The organism is Bradyrhizobium sp. F1.13.3 (genome assembly GCF_040548265.1).
Lineage (GTDB): Bacteria > Pseudomonadota > Alphaproteobacteria > Rhizobiales > Xanthobacteraceae > Bradyrhizobium.
In genome coordinates this window covers 17,495-35,203 of the sequence record NZ_JBEPRI010000016.1, presented here as the reverse complement: position 1 = coordinate 35,203, position 17,709 = coordinate 17,495, and the positions used below count along the sequence as shown (strand labels likewise).

Here is a 17,709-nt window from a genome sequence, read left to right as displayed (position 1 = left end):
GGCGAAAATCAAAACAGCCGGTGGTCACGGATGGGAAGGCTGGGATGGGCGATCGTGTTCGGTTCAAGGCTCTTGGGGTCAAGCGTCGTTTGTTGATGGCCTCGGTTTCGGCCGGGGTGGTCTGTGTCTTCGCGATCCCCGCGGGGGCTGCACCGGACGAGGAAACGAACGTCCAGAACCTGCCGCCGGTCGAGGTGACGGCGCCGCCGCCGTCAACGGCGCGGCGCACCGCGTCATCGCGTCCGGTCGCGCACATCGGGGCACCGTCATCCGCCAGCCCCAAGACGCGCCTCTACGTCTACCCGACCGCGCCGGGTACCGGCAGAGGTCTTGACGTCGACAAGGTCCCGTCGGCGATCAACGCCGTCGACGCCAGCCAGATCAAGCGCACCGGCTCGCTGAACATTACCGATGCGCTTCGCGACAACATCGCCGGCGTCAACATCAGCGAGGTCACCGGCAATCCGTTTCAGCCAGATGTCGAATTCCGCGGCTTCGTTGCATCTCCGGTGACGGGCACGCCCCAAGGCCTGGCTGTGTATCAGAACGGCGTTCGCATCAACGAGGCCTTCTCCGACGCCGTCAACTGGGACCTGATCCCGACCGCGGCGATCCGGTCGGTGACGCTCGTGACCAACAATCCCGCCTTCGGCCTCAACGCGCTGGGCGGCGCGATCAATTTGCAAATGAAGGACGGTTTCACCTACCAGGGCGCGGAGCTTGATCTCATGGGCGGCTCGTTCGGTCGCATCCAGGGCTCGGCGCAATGGGGCAAGACGGTCGACAAGAACTACGCCGTCTATGCCGCGCTCGAAGGCCTGCACGACAACGGCTTCCGCAATTTCTCCCAATCGGACGTGCGGCGCTTCTACGGCGATGTCGGCTACAAGGCCGGCGACAGCGAATTCCACGCCAACATGGGCGTCGCCAAGAACGATTTCGGCGCCAGCGCCACCGTTCCCGCCGAGCTGCTCGATAAATATTGGGGCGCGACCTACACGACACCGCAGACCACCTCCAATCGCGTCGGCTATCTCAACCTGACAGGCAAGGTCGATGCGACGCCGACCTGGACGCTCGAAGGCACCGCGCATGTGCGCAGGTACGAGCAGAAGCTGGTCGACGGCAATCCGACCGACGCGCAGGAATGCACCGATCCGGGGCTGGCCGGCCTTCTTTGCTTCGGCGACGGCGCCACACCGGCAAACGGCGTGAACGGCCTGCCGCTTGCCAATCCTTTCGCGTCCGGGACTATCCTCGGCGAGATCGACCGCAGCTCGATACGCTCGACCACCTTCGGCGTGTCGGGGCAGGCCACCAACACCGATCAATTGTTCGGCCACGACAACCGCTTCGTGATGGGCGCGACCTATGACGCCAGCGTCACGCGCTATAACGCCACCGCCGAAATCGGCACGATCGGAGAAAACTACGTCGTCAGCGGCAGCGGCCTCTTCCTGGGGCCAACCGGCGTACCTGATATGGTTGCCGGCCCTGTCTCGCTGCGGACCGTCAACCAATATAACGGTCTCTATGCGATGGACACGTTCAATATCACCGACGCCTTTGCCGTCACCGGCGGCGGCCGGTTCAACGTGGCGCGCATCTCGCTGGAGGATCAGCTCGGGGCGGATCTCAACGGCGATCACACCTTCACCCGCTTCAATCCGGTGATCGGCGGCACCTACAAGATCACGCCGGAGTTGACGGCCTATGCCGGCTATTCCGAGGCCAACCGCGTTCCAACGCCGCTCGAACTCGGCTGCTCCGATCCTGCCCGTCCCTGTCTCATCGCCGCGTTCCTCGTCTCCGATCCGCCGCTGAAACAGGTCGTGTCCAAGACCGTGGAAGCGGGCTTGCGTGGCAGCAGGGAGCTGAACATCGGCACGCTCGGCTGGAAGCTCGGCGGCTTCCGCGCCACCAATTACGACGACATCGTCGCGATCCCCGTTCCCGGCCGCACCGGCTTTGGCTATTTCTCCAATGTCGGCCGCACCCGGCGGCAAGGCCTCGAGGCCGAAATCAACATCAAATCGCCGACGGTTCAATTCCAGGCGAGCTACGCTTTCGTCGACGCGCGCTTCCTCGACGCGTTGTCCATCGGCTCCAACAGCCCGTTCGCCGATGGTGACGGCAACATCCAGGTCTCGCCCGGCAACCAGCTCCCCGCCATCCCGCGCCACCGCGTCAAGGTCGGCGTGGACTATGCCGTCACCGACGTCTGGAAGGTCGGCGGCAATGCGCTTTTCGTCTCCAGCCAATATCTGGTCGGCGACGAGTCCAACCAATATGCGAAGCTGCCGTCCTACACCGTGTTCAACCTGCACACGTCCTACCAAGTGACCAAGGACTTCCAGCTCTATGGCAAGATCGACAACATCTTCGACAAGCGCTTCGCGACCTACGGACAGTTCTTCGATACCGGAGCCGTGCCCAACTTTACCAACGGCGGCGCCGAGTTCACCGACCCGCGCTCGCTCAGCCCGGCAAGGCCGCGTGCATTCTATGCGGGGATGCGGGTGACGTTCTGATCCGGCTCGCAAGCCCCGGCGCATGTGGGATGATGAGGGGGCTCGTCTTCGCCGGCGCGGCGTGCCGGCATCGGTGTGCTCTACCTAAAGCCGATTGACTCATTGTTCATGTTTTGTTCTTATGCTGCTCGTCCAGCCAAGGGAGCGAGCCATGGACAACCGCATCAACGAAATCCGCAGGATCATCAGGGGGTTACGCGTCAGCATGCGTGAGGCCGAGGCGATCATGCATGAGCAGATCAACAGGGACGAGGACTGCAGCTTCGTCGCAGGCGAAGTCATGAAGATGCGCACGGTGATGAGTGGGCTCGTTCAGGAGCGGGCCGCCCTCGGTGACACTGACCCGATCGTCGTCGCCAGCCTCTTCGTTCCCCGCCGGCGGCCGATGCCATCGCGCGTCGGTGTTGAGAAGCGCCGCCTTGTTCCGCCGCGAGAGATGGCACGGGCATGAAGGGGGAGAGGCCGACCTACTTCTCCGATATGCCGGAGCCCCCGGAATTTCTGAAGGCTCTCCATCATGCGCGGCGCCTGTCCTGCCTCGAGGGCTGGTGCCGCATGCACATCGAGGCCATCCAGGTCGCGATCGACCAGTACGCGGAGGCAGCTCTCGGCAACCGGGAGTTCTTCCTCAACAAGCCGCACAGCATCGGCGGGAGTCGCAACACCGGCGAGGTGCCGTGACAGCGCGCTTGTCAGCGTATCGACCTTGTGACTCCTCCGATGATCCCGCGCGCCGGCGAAGCCTGGCGTCGCGTTGTTTTTACCGATCGGAAACCATAGCGAATGATCCTAAAATTGTAACGAAACGACTTGGCTGTCTCTGCGTCGGTTTGTCGGAGGGCCCGTCCGATGACAGAGCACCAGTTGAGAGAGCAGGAATTCCAGATCGCGCGTTACCGACGTTTGGAGCGCGAAGTGACCGATCCACTTGCCGCGTGTCTGCTTCACAGCATCATCGAGGACCTGGAAGCCGAGCTGCGCAGGGATAGCCCGGATTGGCACGGGCCGCGCGATTAACGCTTTGTTAGCGCTGATCGTGTGGATGATGCGCGAGGGAATACCGGGAGACTGCTCCCATGTTGAAAGACGGCACCTACGCCGCCTGGTACAAGACGCCGCTCGATCAGGGGACCGGGATCGTCCATGTCGCGGACGGTCAGATCTGGGGCTGCGACAGCCTGATGACCTATCACGGCTCTTGCAACATCGACGGAGATCGCTTCACCGCCATAGTGTCGACGAAGCGCCATACCGACGGACGCGCGACGGTGTTCGGCGTCGACGATGAGCTCACGCTGGACATCGAGGGAAACTGCCCGGGCAAGGTCGCGACCTACACGGCGACGGCAGTGCAGGTGCCGGGAATGATCCTCCAAGGTACGCTGATTCTGACGGAACAGCAGACGCCCGCACCTGAACGAAGCCGGCAGATGCCGCCGTTCAATCCCGACAAGCTGCCAAAGTTGCCGAAGCGCTCGCGCTGATCGCGGAAGCCCGCGCGCCAGTGCGGCGGAAGGACCTCATGTCTGCTCCTGACCCAGGCAGATATTCCGGAATTGAGGTTCGCCAAGCAACGAGAACGGTCCCGCCGTTGATCATGGCAACTCCGAGCCAATTCATCCGGGCCGGAGTGCCACCGTCATCAAGCAGATCACTGCGAATACGAAAGCTGATCTTCCGTGACGACTCGCTCGATTTTCTCCGACTTGCACTTGATGCGGTATCGGAGACGTCCATCGGCCTCGATGGGCATATGCTGGACGATGGTGTAAATCATCGGTGGCTCAGTTGCGGCACGTCCTTGCGGGCCTTGCGGCTGGTGGCGAACGTCTTCATTCAGCTTGTAGGCATACGACATATATCTACCTCGAACTTCACAGTGGCTCTGACGTGGGGTCAGTCGTTGTATCCCTGGCAGGACAGGCGCTTGGTCAAGCGGAAGAGTTACCACGGTATCATGCGGTCAAATCGCGTCATAAGCAGTCGTTCCCTTGCTTGACCGGTGCAGACAGACAATCGCCCAGAGCGGAGCGGCGATGGCGCACCATACGCCATATTTGCGAACTTTGGTCGTAATTTCCGAGCGGTTTAGGGCATTCTGCAGGTAAGCGGGCCAGCGTCTCGAGGGGAACTGACGCTTCCTCGCCGAATTGGGCTGGGACTTCGAATAACGGTGGGACTGGTATTTCGGCTTTGGGGTACCTCGGCCGACGATCGCCGTGGCCCCTTTCGGACCACTTCGTCGCATTCGGCGATTCTGCATCCTCAGCCCTCGGGTCGCCCGCTTCTCAAACGACCCGCGATTCGCCATGGTGCCGCCGCAAGAGCATCGCCCCGGAGCATAATCAATGTCGGACGAGGTTTCGCGTCGCCAGTTCGCCACGCTGGCGGGACTGTCCGCAGCCGGAATCGCCAATCCTCTTGAGGTCGCGGACGCCAAGCCCGCATCGCCGCCGCGGAGCGTGGACGGCTTTCCGACGGGCTTCGTTTGGGGCACGGCGACCTCGTCCTATCAGATCGAGGGCGCGGTCAACGAGGACGGCCGAGGGGCCTCGATCTGGGACAAGTTCGTCCGCATCCCCGGCAAGATCGAGGACGGTACTACCGGCGACCGCGCCAACGAGCACTATCACCGCTACAAGGAGGACATCGCGCTCATCAGGGAGCTCGGCTGCAAGGCCTATCGCTTCTCGGTGGCCTGGCCGCGGCTGTTTCCGGACGGCGACGGCAAGCCGAACCTGAAGGGGCTCGACTTCTACAACCGCCTGGTCGACGAGCTCCTCAAGAACGGCATCGAGCCGTGGCTGACGCTTTATCATTGGGACCTGCCGCAATCGCTCCAGGACCGGTTTGGCGGCTGGCGCTCGACGGAGACCTGCAAGATCTTCGGCGACTACGCGGCCTATGTCGCCGAGCATCTGACTGATCGCGTCAAAAACGTGTTCACACTGAACGAGAGCGGCCGCTTCGTCTATTTCGGCTACGGCATCGGCATCGACGCGCCGGGCGTGACGCTGCCGCAAGCCGAGGTCAACCAGATCAGGCACAACAGCGCGCTCGCGCACGGGCTCGCGGTCCAGGCGGTACGCGCCCATGGCCGCCGCGGCACCAGGGTGGGGCCGGCCGAGAACATCGATGCCTGCGCCCCCGCGATCGACACGCCCGAGAACGTCCGCGCCGCCGAGATCGCGCTGCGCGAGATGAACGCCGGCTATCTTAACGTCATCATGACGGGCCAGTACACCGACGCCTTCCTGAAGTTCGCCGGGCGCGACGCGCCGAAATACACCGATGCGGAGCTGAAGATCATCTCTTCGCCGGTCGATTTCCTCGGCCTCAACATCTACGCGCCGCAGAACTACGTGGTGGCGTCCGACCAGGGCGCGGGCTTCATGCCGCTGCCGATCCCGAAATCGTTCCCGCACATGAATTCGGACTGGCTGCGCGTCGGTCCCGAGACGATCTACTGGGTGCCGAAGCTGGCGGCGAAGATCTGGAAGACGGATGCGATCTATATCAGCGAGAACGGCACCTCCGGCGAAGACGTCGTGACGCCCGACGGCAAGATCTACGACACCGATCGCATCATGTATTTGCGCAACTACCTCGCCCAGCTCCAGCGTGCCACCGCCGAAGGCGTACCGGTGCGCGGCTACTTCCTCTGGAGCCTGATGGACAATTTTGAATGGGTGTTCGGGCTCAACAAGCGCTTTGGGCTCTACCACGTCAATTTCGACACGCAGGTGCGTACGCCGAAACTCAGCGCCAGCTTCTATCGCAACGTGATCGCGAAGAACGCGGCGGGTGTGTGATTGCTCTCCCTCGCCCCGTTCTTGCGGGGCGCGACGAGCTTGGGTCGCGCTGAGAGGCCTGGGTGAGAGAGTTCCGTCAACGCGCATTGACTCCCTTCGCCCCCTGATTCAAAACGCCTCTAACCATTCAAAAAGAGGATAACGCCAATGACCGACGCACTTATCATCGATGCCTGCCGGACCCCGCGGGGCGTTGGCAAGGCCGGCAAGGGGGCGCTCTCGGGCATTCATCCGCAGCAGCTGGGAGCAACCGTGCTGCGTGCGCTCGCGACGCGCACCGGCATCGACACCGCCGACGTCGACGACATCATCTGGGGCTGCAGCGCACAGGTCGCAACGCAAGGTGGCGATCTCGGCCGCATGTCGGCGCTGGACGCCGGCTACGACGTGCGCGCCAGTGCCGTGACGCTCGACCGCTTCTGCGGCTCCGGCATCACCAGCGTCAACATGGCCGCAAGCTCGATCATGGCGGGCGCGGAAGACCTCGTCGTCGCCGGCGGCTGCGAGATGATGTCAATGGAAGGACGCCGCGGCGGCGGCCCGATGATGATGGACAACGGCAATCTGCGCCTGCGTGCGCAGCATCCGCAGTCGCATCAGGGCGTCTGCGCCGACGCGATCGCAACACTGGAAGGCATCACGCGAAGGGACGTCGACGCGCTCGGCCTCGAAAGCCAGAAGCGTGCCGCGCATGCGATCGCGAACGGCCACTTCAAGAAGAGCCTCGTGCCGGTGCATCGCGAGGACGGCAGCCTCGCGCTCGACCATGAAGAATATCCGCGGCCGCAGACCACGATGGAAGGGCTGAGCGCATTGAAGCCCGCATTCCCCGCGGTCGCCGACCATGCGCTCGACGACAAGGGCACGACCTATCGCGGCCTGATCCTGCAGAAGTACCCCGATCTCGAAATCGACTTCATGCACCACGCCGGCAATTCGTCCGGCGTCGTCGACGGCGCCGCCGCGATCCTTCTGGCTTCGCCCGCTTACGCCAGGGCGCACGGCCTGAAGCCGCGCGCCCGCGTCGTTGCGATGGCCAACATGGGGGACTCGCCGACGCTGATGCTGAACGCGCCGGTGCCGGCGACGCGCAAGGTGTTGGCGAAGGCCGGGCTGACCATCGACGACGTTGACCTGTTCGAGATCAACGAGGCCTTTGCCGTGGTTGCGGAAAAATACATCCGCGACCTCAAGCTCGACCGCGCCAAGGTCAACGTCAATGGCGGCTCGATCGCGCTCGGCCATCCCATCGGCGCCACCGGCTCGATCCTGATCGGCACCCTGCTCGACGAGCTCGAACGGCGCGACTTGAAGCGCGGTCTCGTCACCATGTGCGCGGCCGGTGGCATGGCCCCGGCCGTCATCATCGAGCGCGTCTAGCGCGAGCGAAGCTCGTCGCGCTCCTTAGAAATAAGGGAGAGAAAGTACCCGCGATCGCCGCATCACGACGATCAAGCCTTATTTTCCGGGGTGAATCGCGGCCGGCCTTTCACAAAGAGGCCGGTCGTCGCTTGTCGAAAGCATCGAATCAGCTTTAGCAAGGCTGCGTGCGGGCCTTTGAAACAAGGTAAAATCCGCTGCCTGAGGCCTCTCCCGCTCCGGAAGTGGCTAAAAAGCAGGGTTTTTTGCCACAGAGGGCCAAAAAAGCCCGTAAAACCCCGACAAAACTGTGCAGAAGGCTATAGGCCTTCACCGGTTGGTCTAATATGCAGCCGTCAACGAATCAGAGGAGACACGATGGCCACCCAAATGTCGAAATCGCAGCTGATCGAAAAGATCGCGACCACCACCGAGCTTTCCAAGCGTGACGTCAAGAGCGTCATGGAGACGCTGACCGACGTCGGTCACAAGGAGCTCAAGAAGAACGGCCTGTTCCTGGTGCCGGGCTTTGCCAAGTTCGTGGTCATCAAGAAGCCCGCGACCAAGGCACGCAAGGGCACTAACCCGTTCACGGGCGAAGAGATGATGTTCAAGGCCAAGCCGGCCCGCAAGATCGTCCGCGCCCGCCCGGTCAAGGCCGCCAAGGACGCCGTGGGCTAACGACGCAAAGGCCCCCTTGGATAGAGGGGGCCTTTTGTTTGGGGCAGCCGCGAGGACTTGAGACGGAGGGCTCAACCCTTGCGGCGCTTCACCCTGACCGGGACCGGCTGAAGCCGCGGTCCTGATGCCGCCAGCGCATCGCGAACCCGGTCGATGGCGCGATCCAGCAGCTGGCGCAGCCGCTGCGTTGTCCGCGCTTCCTTCGCTCTTTCCAGCAGTTTCTTCATCGCATTCACTCCGCCGCTTCGACCTTGGCATCGGCTTGGGCCTCGGCCGGCTCGAGCGCCGCGGCGATGGCTTCGTCGACGCGCTCCAGCCAGATGAATTCGAGGTTGTCCCGCGCGCTCTTGGGGATGTCGTCGTAGTCCCGCTTGTTGCGCGCCGGCAGCATCACCCGCTTCAGGCCCGCGGCCGCAGCCGCCACCACCTTCTCCTTGATGCCACCGACCGGCAGCACCAGGCCGCGCAGCGAGATCTCGCCGGTCATGGCGGTGTCGCTACGCACCGTGCGATTGGTGAGCAGGGACGTCAGCGCCGTGAACATCGCAACGCCCGCGCTCGGCCCGTCCTTCGGGGTCGCGCCCGCCGGGACGTGAACGTGGATGTCGCTCTTTTCGAACAGCTGCGGATCGATGTCGAGCTGCGTGGCCTTGCTCTTCACCAGCGTCATCGCAGCCTGCACGCTCTCGCGCATGACCTCGCCGAGCTGGCCGGTCAGGATCATGCCGCCGCGGCCTGATACCCGCGAGGCCTCGATGAACAGGATGTCGCCGCCGACCGGTGTCCAGGCAAGGCCGGTGGCCACGCCCGGAATGCTGGTGCGCTGCGCGATCTCGCCTTCGAAGCGCGGCTGGCCGAGCACGGTGCCGATATCCTTCGGCGTCACGACGACCTTAACGGCGGTGCCCTCGGCGACCTGCACCGCGGCATGGCGGAACAGTTTGCCGATCTCGCGCTCGAGGTTACGCACGCCGGCTTCGCGGGTGTAGCCATTGACCACCAGCTTCAGCGCCTCCGGCTCGATCTCGGCCTGCTCGGCCGTCAGGCCGTTGGCCTCGAGCTGCCGCCGCACCAGATAGCGCTTGGCGATCTCCAGCTTCTCTTCCTGGGTGTAGCCGGTGAGACTGATCAGCTCCATGCGGTCCAGCAGCGGACCCGGGATCTGGTCCAGCATGTTGGCGGTCGCGATGAACACCACGCGCGACAGGTCGAAGGGCACGCCCAGGTAATTGTCCCGGAACGTCCCGTTCTGCTCGGGGTCGAGCACCTCCAGCATTGCGGCGGAAGGGTCGCCCTGCACGCCGCGGCCCATCTTGTCGATCTCGTCGAGCATCATGACGCAGTTCCGGGTGCCGGCCTTCTTGATGCCCTGAATGATGTTGCCGGGCAGCGCGCCGATATAGGTGCGCCGATGGCCGCGGATCTCGGCCTCGTCATGCACGCCGCCGAGGCTGACGCGCACGAAGGGACGGTCCATCGCGCGTGCGATGGATTGGCCGAGCGAGGTCTTGCCGACGCCGGGCGGTCCGACGAAGCACAGGATCGGCGCCTTGCCCTGCGGCGCCAGCTTGCGCACCGCCAGATATTCGATGATCCGGCTCTTGATCTTCTCCAGGCCAAAGTGATCGGCGTCGAGGATGCGGCGCGCTTCCTTGATGTCGATCGGCTTCTCCGCGGGCAACGCCCACGGCAGCTCGATCAGCCAATCGAGGTATGTTCGGACCATGCCTGCCTCGCCGGCGGCCTCCGGCATGCGCTCGTAGCGGCGCAGCTCCTTCTTCGCATGAGCGTCCGCCTCGGGCGGCATGTTGGCCTTGGCGATGGCAGCGGTCAGCTCGGCGACCTCGGCCGCCTTGCCGTCGCCTTCGCCGAGCTGGCGCTGAATGGTCGCCATCTGCTCGCGCAGGATCGCTTCGCGCTGCCGCTCGTCGAAGCTGGCGCGGGTCTGCTGGCCGATCTCGTTGCTGATGCGCAGCACCTCCAGCCGTTCAGCCAGATGCTTCGACACCTTCTCGACACGCAAGGCGAGGTCGATGGTCTCCAGCACCTCCTGCTTGTCCTGCGGCTTGATGTCCATGAACGAGGTCGCCAGGTCCGCCAGCGCGCCGGGCGCGGTGGTGCCCTGGAACATCGCGACCAGTTCGGGCGGCGCCTGCGGCAGCAGCTCGATTGCCTCGATGGCCTGGCGTTGCAGGTTCAGCCCGCGGGCCTCGATCTCGGGCGTGCTGGTGGTCGGCTCCGGAATCTGCTGGATCCGCGCGGCCGGGAACGGCGTCCCCGGCAGGAAGTCGAGGATGCGCGCGCGCTGCACGCCCTGGCAGACGATGTGATGGGTGCCATCGGGCGCGGTGATGTAGCGCACGATGTTGGCGATGGTCGCGACCCGATAGAGGTCGTCCGGTCCGGGCTCCTCGGTCTCGGGGCTGCGTTGCAGGACGATGCCGACCGGTCGCTGCTCGCGCAGCGCCTGTTGCGCGGCGGCGACCGACTTCGGCCGCGCGATCGCGATCGGCGCGATGGCGCCGGGGAATAGCACCATCTCGCGCACGGGAATGATGATCAGCGCGTCTTCGGGAATCTTCACGTCGGAATTGCTCTGGGGATTGGTCGGTGCGGTATTCATTGGTTCGGTGGCCATGATCGACCTCAGGATTTGGCGAGACGCAGCGCGACGCAGCCGTCCATCACGAAGCGGCTGATGGCGTAGCGGCCAACGGGCAATGCAATGCGGCGTTCAAAACGCCCCTGCGGCAGTTCGAGCCGATGGATGCGGGCGTTGCGAAGCTCCGGCGGAAGGGTGCGCTGGCCGGAGATGACGAGCACGCCGTCATGGATGACAGTCTCGACATTGTCGGGATTGACGCCGGGAAGCGCGACCAGGATCAGGAGCTCATGCTCGGTTTCGAGTACGTCGATCGGTGGCTCCCAGCAGGCGTCCTGCCGGCCGAACTGCTGGCGCAGCCGTTCGGCGCGGGTGAGCGAGTCCAGGGCTTCGGACAACATCCAGTCGAGGGGATTTTTGGGTTGCATGATGCGGGCTCGGCGGTGGGGAACGCTGAATATGGGGCCGGTTCCCGAGAATTCCAGCCCGGTGGCGCGCAGGTGCCATGCGGATCGTGCGATCCGAAAAGACAAGCGCCGCGGCCTTTTGGGGCCGCGGCGTTTCGTCGTCACGCGATGTGTGGCTCAGGCCGCTTGGCGGTATTCCTCTTCCGCCTCGAGGTTGATCACGGAGGTGGCGAGCTCGGTCAGGGTGTGATCGGTCGCCTCTTCCTCGTCCAGCGTCGCCTGGAGCAGCCTCGCGGCGTCCTGCATGCCGAGCTCCTCGGCCCAGGTGCGCAGCGTGCCGTAGCGGGAGATTTCGTAGTGCTCGACCGCCTGCGCGGCTGCGAGCAGGCCCGCGTCGAGCGCAGGAGCGTTCTTGAACTCCTTCATGATCTCGGCGCCTTCGTCGGTGATCCCGTTGATCGCTTCGCAAGGCTTGCCGCGGGCCGGCTTGCCCAGCATCTTGAAGATCTGGTCGAGACGTTTGACCTGGCCCTGGGTCTCGCGCAAATGCTTGTTGAAAGCCGCCGCGAGCTCCTTCGAGTTGGCAGCCTTGGCCATCTTGGGCAAGGTCTTGATGATCTTGTTCTCGGCGAAATAGATGTCCTTGAGCGTCTCCAGGAATAGGTCGCTCAACATCTTCGGCGCCTGACGGGCGCGGCCCGTCGATGATTTCTTGGTTGTGCGCTTCTTTGCTTTTTTGGCCATAAATCCTCCTCTTGAGGTGACACGGGAAGGCATCGCCTTCCTCAATCCTCAGGCGATCCAAGCCTTTCGGTGAACGAAAGTTCCAAACTGCAAGCTGCACTCGGCGCGTCGCTCAGGTCGGACGCTTGTACGGGTCTTCCTGCCGCTGCCGCGCCTCGGTGTTGCGGTCGAGCTGTGCGCGCTCGCGGCGTCGCAGGCGCCCCGCCTTCGCCACGCCGTAGACGAGGACCGCACCGAGCACGAAGGCTCCGATGAACCAGAGCCAGAGCAGGTTGCCCGAAAGGTGGCCCAGCAACATTCCAATTCCACTGTCGCTCATTGTGCATCTCCGGTGATTTTCAAAGCGGTTCTGCCGGGCTAAGTCAGTTCGCCAGCCATCGTTCCTGCGCCCAGGGAGCCCACCGAGACATGATCGACTTCTCCCTGTCCGCGTTCGTGACGTTGCTGCTGGTGGTCGATCCCGTTGGTCTCGTGCCCGCCTTCCTCGCCGCGACCGGAGGCATGCCCGACAAGACCAAGCGCACCATCGCGCTACGCGCGCCGCTGATTGCGGCGTCGATCCTGGTGGTGATTGCCTTGATCGGAAACTGGCTGCTGCGCCAGCTCGGGATCGGCATCCCCGCCTTCCAGATCGCCGGCGGACTGCTGCTGTTCGGCGTGTCGTACCAAATGATCTTCGGCGACCGTCCGCATCGCGAGGCCCGCGAGGCTGACAAAGCAAGCTCCGAGCATGCCTCCGACGTCGCGGTATTCCCGCTGGCGATCCCGATGATGGCCGGTCCAGGCGCGATCGCGACCACGCTGCTCCTGACGGGCGATGCCGGCTACGGGCCGAGGCTCGCGATCATCGTCGCGGTCGTGCTCTCCGTGTGCTTGCTCTGCATGCTCTGCTTTGTCTCCGCGAGCCTGATCGCACGGACCCTCGGGCGGACCGGCAACGCCGTCCTTTCGCGCGTGCTCGGCATGCTGCTCGCGGCCTATTCGGTGCAGTTCGTGATCAACGGAATCTCGGCCGTCCGGGCGGGCCTGCCGTAGGGCTGCGACAATCTGTTAATGCGTTGATTTTCATGTTTATTTCATGATGCCATGAGGCGGCAGACCGGATCGCACGCGATCCGGTCTGCTTTCTCTTGCGCTGCCACATTGCTTTGACGTACTCCCCGTCTGACAGGCGCCCATCGTCAGGAAATCGACATGTCGATGACAGCGGACGAGCTCGACAAGAGACAGGCCATCATCGGCGCCTGCCGCCGCATGAACGCGCTCGGCATCAACCAGGGCACCTCGGGCAACATCAGCGTCCGGCATGTGGACGGGCTTCTGGTCACCCCGACCAGCGTGCCCTATGACGCCATGACGCCGGACCAAATCGTGTTCTTGACGATGGACGGCTCGCACGCGCCCGATCAGAAACCGTCCAGCGAGTGGCGCTTCCACCTCGACATCCTGAAGGCCCGGCCCGAAATCGACGCCGTCGTCCACGCCCATCCGACCTATTGCACCATCCTGGCGATCATGGGCCTGGAGATACCGCCCGTGCACTACATGATCGCAGCCGCTGGCGGCGACAGCATCCGCTGCGCGCCCTATGCCACCTTCGGAACGGCGGAGCTGTCCGAACATGCCGTGCGGGCGCTGGAGGGCCGGCTTGCCTGCCTGCTCGACCATCACGGCATGATCGCGATCGGCAAGTCGTTGGACAAGGCGATGTGGCTCGCCGTTGAGGTCGAGACGCTGGCGCGCCAATATCACGGCTGTCTCCAGATCGGAGAGCCGCCGCTGCTGTCGAGCGCGGAGATCGAGCGGGTCCGCCAGCGCATGTCCGGTTACGGCATGTCGGAAGGGTAGGGCGGACAGAAAGTGTTCCTGCGGATCAGACATCTCGCCGATCGCAAGGGGACGAACCGCGTCATGGTTCGGCTGCGGGCGCTGCTGCGCAGCAACGAATTCTATCTGATCCCGCTGGCGCTGGTGATCGGCACGCTTGCCGGCGCCATCGTGACGCTGATGGCCGAGATTGCGCAGATTGCCCATATGGTGATCTACGGCATTCCCATCGACGTCCGTCTGTCCGCCAATACCAGCGTCAGTCCCTGGGCCGCGCTGATTGCGCCCGCGCTGGGCGGATTGGCGCTCGGCATCATGGAGTGGTGGCGGCGACGGCTGAAACTCTCCAGCGCGGTCGATCCGATCGAGGCGAACGCGCTGCGTGGTGGCAATCTGTCGATGCGCGACAGCGTGGTGGTGTCGAGCCAGACGCTGATCTCGAACGGTTGCGGCGCCTCCGTCGGCCTCGAGGCCGGCTACACCCAGATCGGATCGGGCATCGCCTCGCTGCTCGGCAAGTTCTTCAATCTGCGCCGCAACGATCTGCGCCTGATCGTCGGCTGCGGCGCGGCTGCGGCGATCGCGGCGGCCTTCGGTGCACCGATCACGGGGGCCTTCTACGCCTGCGAGCTGATCGTCGGCGTCTATTCGGTCGGCAGTGCCGCGCCGATCCTCGCCGCCTCGCTCGCCGGTGCGCTGACCGCGCAATGGCTCGGCGGCGCACCATACTCGCTCGAAATACCCAAGGTCAGCGCCGTCGGCGTCGAGCAATATCTGGCGCTGATCGGGCTCGCGCTCATCACCAGCGGCGTCGGCATCGCCGTCATGCGCTCGTCCTCGATGTTCGAGCGCCTGTTCAAATGGCTGCCGGTCTGGCTACGCCCGGTGATCGGCGGCCTCATCGTCGGCGGCTTTGCGATTGTCACGCCGCAGGTGCTGGCGGCCGGCCACGGCGCGATGGTGCTCGATCTCTTTCACGACATGACGATCGGCCTGATCGCGCTGATCATCGCCTTGAAGGTGACGGCCTGCCTGATCTCGCTCGCCTCCGGCTTCCGCGGCGGGCTGTTCTTTGCCTCGCTGTTCGTCGGCAGCCTGATCGGAAAGTTCTTTTCCGCGGTGCTGCTCTTGATCAGCCCGAACTTCGTGATCGATCCGCTGGTCGCGATGCTGACGGGCATGGCGACGCTCGGCGTCGCCATCGTCGGCGGTCCCTTGACCATGTCGTTCCTCGTGCTCGAGATGACCCGCAACGTCGACGTTACCGCCGTGGTGCTCGCCGGCTGCATCGTCACCTCGATCTGCGTCCGCTTCATGTTCGGGCACTCCTTCTCGACTTGGCGCCTGCATCTGCGCGGCGAGACCATCCGCAGCGCCAACGACGTCGGCTGGCTGCGCAACCTCACCGTCGAGCGGCTGATGCGCTCCGATGTCGGCAAGGTGCCGTCGACCACCACGATCGCCGCGGTCCGCCGGGAATTCGCGCTGGGCTCGCGGCCCGGGATCGTCATCGTCAACAATGCGGACGAATATGTCGGCCTCGTCCTGCTGCCGGACCTGTTCTCCGGCGACCTCGACAGCATCGCCGACGAGATCCAGGTGATCGAGCTCGCGCGCTTGACCGAGATCGTGCTGATCCCGGAAATGAACGTGAAGTCGGCGATGGCGGTGTTTGACGAGGCGGAGGCCGAGATGCTGGCGGTGGTCGATTCCACCGACAGCCGCAAGGTGGTCGGCTTCCTCACCGAGACCTTCGCGCGCCGCCGCTATGTCGAGGAGATCGACAAGGCGACGCGCGGCGTGCTCGGGGCGCTGTCGTAAGGTCACGCGGAAGCGGGACGACGTGCGTCATGCGCCGCCGTCCGCGCCTGCTACCGGCCCGGTTGGGAGGGAGCCGTGACGACGCTAGCCACGATCCGGCGGACCAGTGGCAACACCATCAGCAGCGTCGGAAAGGCGACGAGCCATGACAGCGCCCAGGCGCCCGGCCAGGTTGCGAGAAACGCCGGCGTTGCGCCGAGGCTTCGAAGCGTCGAAATGACCGACACCACGGCCGTCATGAGGATGGACAGCACGAATGGCATCACGATCGGCGCATAGCGCGCCGGCAGTTTGCGAACCGCAATCATCTGATTTCTCTTTGGAATAGGACGCGTCAGTCACGCTGAACCCAAGAATGGCATCGATCCCGACGGCGTCGGTTGATGCGTTGGTTCACGTAAAACGCTTACGGCGACCGAGAAACGGTGCGTCTGTTCATTATACGCTCATGTTGGGTGGTTCAAGCTGGATCCAGACGTTCGGTTTACAATCGTTCAAAGCGTGGCAGATTGCCGCGATCGCGAAACTATTTCAGTGGTTTGCGCATTTAGTCTTGTTTGCATGCCGCTTTGAGCGAGAACAGGGGAAGGTCAAGATGAATAAGGGACCGATGATTTCTGCAGCCGGCCGCAACCTTGTGTTGGCGGCTTTCGCAAGTCTTGTTCTGATTACGGCCTCTATCGCGCCTTCGGCTGCCACCTCATCCGCGCCCAGCAAGGCCGCTGCCGCGGGTCCGGCCGCTCCGGCTGCCACTGATTTCAGCGCGGCTCGCCGCCACCGCTACTATCGACGAGGTCCGAACGCTGCAGGCCTAGCTTTCATGGGCGTGGCGGCAGGTCTGATCGGCGGTGCGATCGCAGAGAGCAGGCGCCAAGAGTACTACGAGGACCGCTATAATTACGGCCCCGGTCCTTACTACGGCGGCCAAGGATATTACGGCGGCGGTCCCTACTATGGTCCGCGTGGCTACTATCAGCCGTATTAGGCGGCTGTCCTCGCCTCAGTCTCGTTTCGCGCCAAGGGGCGGTGTTTTACACCGCCCCTTGTTGCTTCTGCGCGAGGCGTGTCATTGCGCGACCTGTGTCGCGGGTGTCAATCCGCGCGCGCAAAAATATTCCGCTTTACCGAAATTCGGAAACGGCGTATGTGTCGCCCATCCCGGCTCATCCTTGAGGGGCGATCTTGTGGTCGTCACGTTCGCGAGCCGGGCTTGCGGTGGACGCGGCAGCGTTCGGTTGCGAGAGGTGTGGGCAGGGCGGATTGCTCTCCGTGAGCCCAAAACTTCGTTCCGACGAGCGGCGCTGCTAGGCTTCGTCTCGTCATCAGGTCGGCGGCAACGTGCACAACGTCGTCGAAACCGGTGGTGAAATGGCGAGCCGTGCGTACGGCAAAACCGTGTGGTCCTGTCGTCCAATGATTCTCGTGGGTTGGAATACCTGAAAACCCTCGATCATTGAAAGACTTACAAGGATGCCGTCCGGCGCTCCGTCCGGCCTGAAACAGCCGGGCCCTATTAGGCCCTAGTTTCACATGGTGGTTCAAACAGCCTTCCGTATCCAAGGAAAGTCAGTGCGTTGCGATGACAACGGACCTTTTTCGGCTCCGACATCTTCAAGCTCCCGGCTTGCTGATCAGTCATTTACTTGGTCAGCTTCAAACCACGCTGGAATCTCCTCCGACGGAATCGACACTCTCGGCACGTGCGGGATGATGGTGCCCGCAGTGACAATCAATCCTTCGGCGAATTTCGCTCGCGCAAAATCCCGCGCTTCTGCTTCAGTGACGAACGTCTTGGTCAGGCGCGGATGTCGCCGTCTTTGCAGCGTGCCATCCATGGGCACTTCAAACGTGACATACCACGTGTACTTCATACCGCGAGGCCGCTGCTCGTCATCGGTCCCGGTCCTCCGGGCCGAGATGACCGC

General features: G+C 63.7%; 20 protein-coding genes. 12 read left to right on the top strand and 8 right to left on the bottom strand.

Features of this window, described 5'->3' with window-relative positions; genetic code table 11:
• Positions 1 to 44: 44 nt before the first annotated feature.
• The 5 genes from ABIB66_RS33215 (at position 45) to ABIB66_RS33195 (ending at position 4,015) form a co-directional block, all read left to right on the top strand.
• On the top strand, positions 45 to 2,531 hold the full coding sequence (locus tag ABIB66_RS33215) for a TonB-dependent receptor (protein ID WP_354210619.1): 2,487 nt from the start codon (positions 45 to 47) through the stop codon (positions 2,529 to 2,531).
• Positions 2,532 to 2,682: 151 nt separating this feature from the next.
• Positions 2,683 to 2,982, top strand: coding sequence for a hypothetical protein (locus ABIB66_RS33210; RefSeq protein ID WP_354257497.1), 300 nt, complete (start codon positions 2,683 to 2,685; stop codon positions 2,980 to 2,982).
• Positions 2,979 to 3,212 carry a hypothetical protein gene (locus ABIB66_RS33205; RefSeq protein WP_275173174.1) on the top strand — a complete coding sequence of 78 codons (234 nt, stop codon included), beginning with the start codon at positions 2,979 to 2,981 and terminating at the stop codon, positions 3,210 to 3,212. Before ABIB66_RS33210 ends, ABIB66_RS33205 begins: the two co-directional genes overlap by 4 nt.
• Before the next feature lie 168 nt (positions 3,213 to 3,380).
• On the top strand, positions 3,381 to 3,548 hold the full coding sequence (locus tag ABIB66_RS33200; RefSeq protein WP_007612915.1) for a hypothetical protein: 168 nt from the start codon (positions 3,381 to 3,383) through the stop codon (positions 3,546 to 3,548).
• Positions 3,549 to 3,607: 59 nt separating this feature from the next.
• The gene (locus ABIB66_RS33195; RefSeq protein WP_354210620.1) at positions 3,608 to 4,015 is read left to right on the top strand and encodes a hypothetical protein; all 408 of its coding nucleotides are present in this window, start codon (positions 3,608 to 3,610) and stop codon (positions 4,013 to 4,015) included.
• 167 nt (positions 4,016 to 4,182) lie between these two features.
• Here the strand turns inward: ABIB66_RS33195 and ABIB66_RS33190 are convergent, their stop codons facing one another.
• Positions 4,183 to 4,389 (bottom strand): hypothetical protein, encoded by a 207-nt coding sequence (locus tag ABIB66_RS33190; protein WP_007601421.1) that lies wholly within the window; start codon positions 4,387 to 4,389, stop codon positions 4,183 to 4,185.
• A 490-nt stretch (positions 4,390 to 4,879) separates the two neighbouring features.
• Between ABIB66_RS33190 and ABIB66_RS33185 the strand changes: the two genes are divergently transcribed.
• From ABIB66_RS33185 to ABIB66_RS33175, 3 genes are all read left to right on the top strand, one after another.
• On the top strand, positions 4,880 to 6,343 hold the full coding sequence (locus tag ABIB66_RS33185) for a GH1 family beta-glucosidase (protein WP_354210621.1): 1,464 nt from the start codon (positions 4,880 to 4,882) through the stop codon (positions 6,341 to 6,343).
• Between the two features lie 147 nt (positions 6,344 to 6,490).
• Positions 6,491 to 7,723 (top strand): acetyl-CoA C-acetyltransferase, encoded by a 1,233-nt coding sequence (locus ABIB66_RS33180; RefSeq protein ID WP_354210622.1) that lies wholly within the window; start codon positions 6,491 to 6,493, stop codon positions 7,721 to 7,723.
• 357 nt (positions 7,724 to 8,080) lie between these two features.
• A complete protein-coding gene (locus ABIB66_RS33175; RefSeq protein WP_007601427.1) occupies positions 8,081 to 8,383 on the top strand; it encodes an HU family DNA-binding protein in 303 nt (100 codons plus the stop codon).
• 71 nt (positions 8,384 to 8,454) lie between these two features.
• On the opposite strand, the gene ABIB66_RS33170 is transcribed toward ABIB66_RS33175, so the two are convergent.
• From ABIB66_RS33170 to ABIB66_RS33150, 5 genes are all read right to left on the bottom strand, one after another.
• Complete coding sequence (locus tag ABIB66_RS33170; protein WP_354210623.1) at positions 8,455 to 8,610, bottom strand: hypothetical protein; 156 nt, start codon at positions 8,608 to 8,610, stop codon at positions 8,455 to 8,457.
• 5 nt (positions 8,611 to 8,615) lie between these two features.
• A complete protein-coding gene (gene lon / locus ABIB66_RS33165; RefSeq protein WP_354210624.1) occupies positions 8,616 to 11,021 on the bottom strand; it encodes an endopeptidase La in 2,406 nt (801 codons plus the stop codon).
• Positions 11,022 to 11,029: 8 nt separating this feature from the next.
• On the bottom strand, positions 11,030 to 11,413 hold the full coding sequence (locus tag ABIB66_RS33160) for an Hsp20/alpha crystallin family protein (RefSeq protein ID WP_007612908.1): 384 nt from the start codon (positions 11,411 to 11,413) through the stop codon (positions 11,030 to 11,032).
• Between the two features lie 156 nt (positions 11,414 to 11,569).
• Entirely contained in the window at positions 11,570 to 12,136 is a 567-nt protein-coding gene (locus ABIB66_RS33155) for a YciE/YciF ferroxidase family protein (protein ID WP_007612902.1), read from the bottom strand.
• A gap of 112 nt (positions 12,137 to 12,248) precedes the next feature.
• Positions 12,249 to 12,455, bottom strand: coding sequence for a hypothetical protein (locus ABIB66_RS33150; RefSeq protein ID WP_007601434.1), 207 nt, complete (start codon positions 12,453 to 12,455; stop codon positions 12,249 to 12,251).
• An 89-nt stretch (positions 12,456 to 12,544) separates the two neighbouring features.
• Between ABIB66_RS33150 and ABIB66_RS33145 the strand changes: the two genes are divergently transcribed.
• The 3 genes from ABIB66_RS33145 (at position 12,545) to ABIB66_RS33135 (ending at position 15,784) form a co-directional block, all read left to right on the top strand.
• Positions 12,545 to 13,171, top strand: coding sequence for a MarC family protein (locus ABIB66_RS33145; protein WP_354210625.1), 627 nt, complete (start codon positions 12,545 to 12,547; stop codon positions 13,169 to 13,171).
• Positions 13,172 to 13,330: 159 nt separating this feature from the next.
• Complete coding sequence (locus tag ABIB66_RS33140) at positions 13,331 to 13,984, top strand: class II aldolase/adducin family protein (RefSeq protein ID WP_354257493.1); 654 nt, start codon at positions 13,331 to 13,333, stop codon at positions 13,982 to 13,984.
• Between the two features lie 12 nt (positions 13,985 to 13,996).
• Entirely contained in the window at positions 13,997 to 15,784 is a 1,788-nt protein-coding gene (locus ABIB66_RS33135) for a chloride channel protein (protein WP_275173158.1), read from the top strand.
• Between the two features lie 50 nt (positions 15,785 to 15,834).
• On the opposite strand, the gene ABIB66_RS33130 is transcribed toward ABIB66_RS33135, so the two are convergent.
• The gene (locus ABIB66_RS33130; RefSeq protein ID WP_275173156.1) at positions 15,835 to 16,092 is read right to left on the bottom strand and encodes a DUF2798 domain-containing protein; all 258 of its coding nucleotides are present in this window, start codon (positions 16,090 to 16,092) and stop codon (positions 15,835 to 15,837) included.
• Positions 16,093 to 16,139: 47 nt separating this feature from the next.
• On the opposite strand from ABIB66_RS33130, the gene ABIB66_RS43700 reads away from it, so the two are divergent.
• A complete protein-coding gene (locus ABIB66_RS43700; protein WP_502917411.1) occupies positions 16,140 to 16,769 on the top strand; it encodes a hypothetical protein in 630 nt (209 codons plus the stop codon).
• Between the two features lie 646 nt (positions 16,770 to 17,415).
• Here the strand turns inward: ABIB66_RS43700 and ABIB66_RS33120 are convergent.
• Positions 17,416 to 17,619, bottom strand: coding sequence for a hypothetical protein (locus ABIB66_RS33120; protein WP_354210628.1), 204 nt, complete (start codon positions 17,617 to 17,619; stop codon positions 17,416 to 17,418).
• Between the last annotated feature and the right edge of the window lie 90 nt (positions 17,620 to 17,709).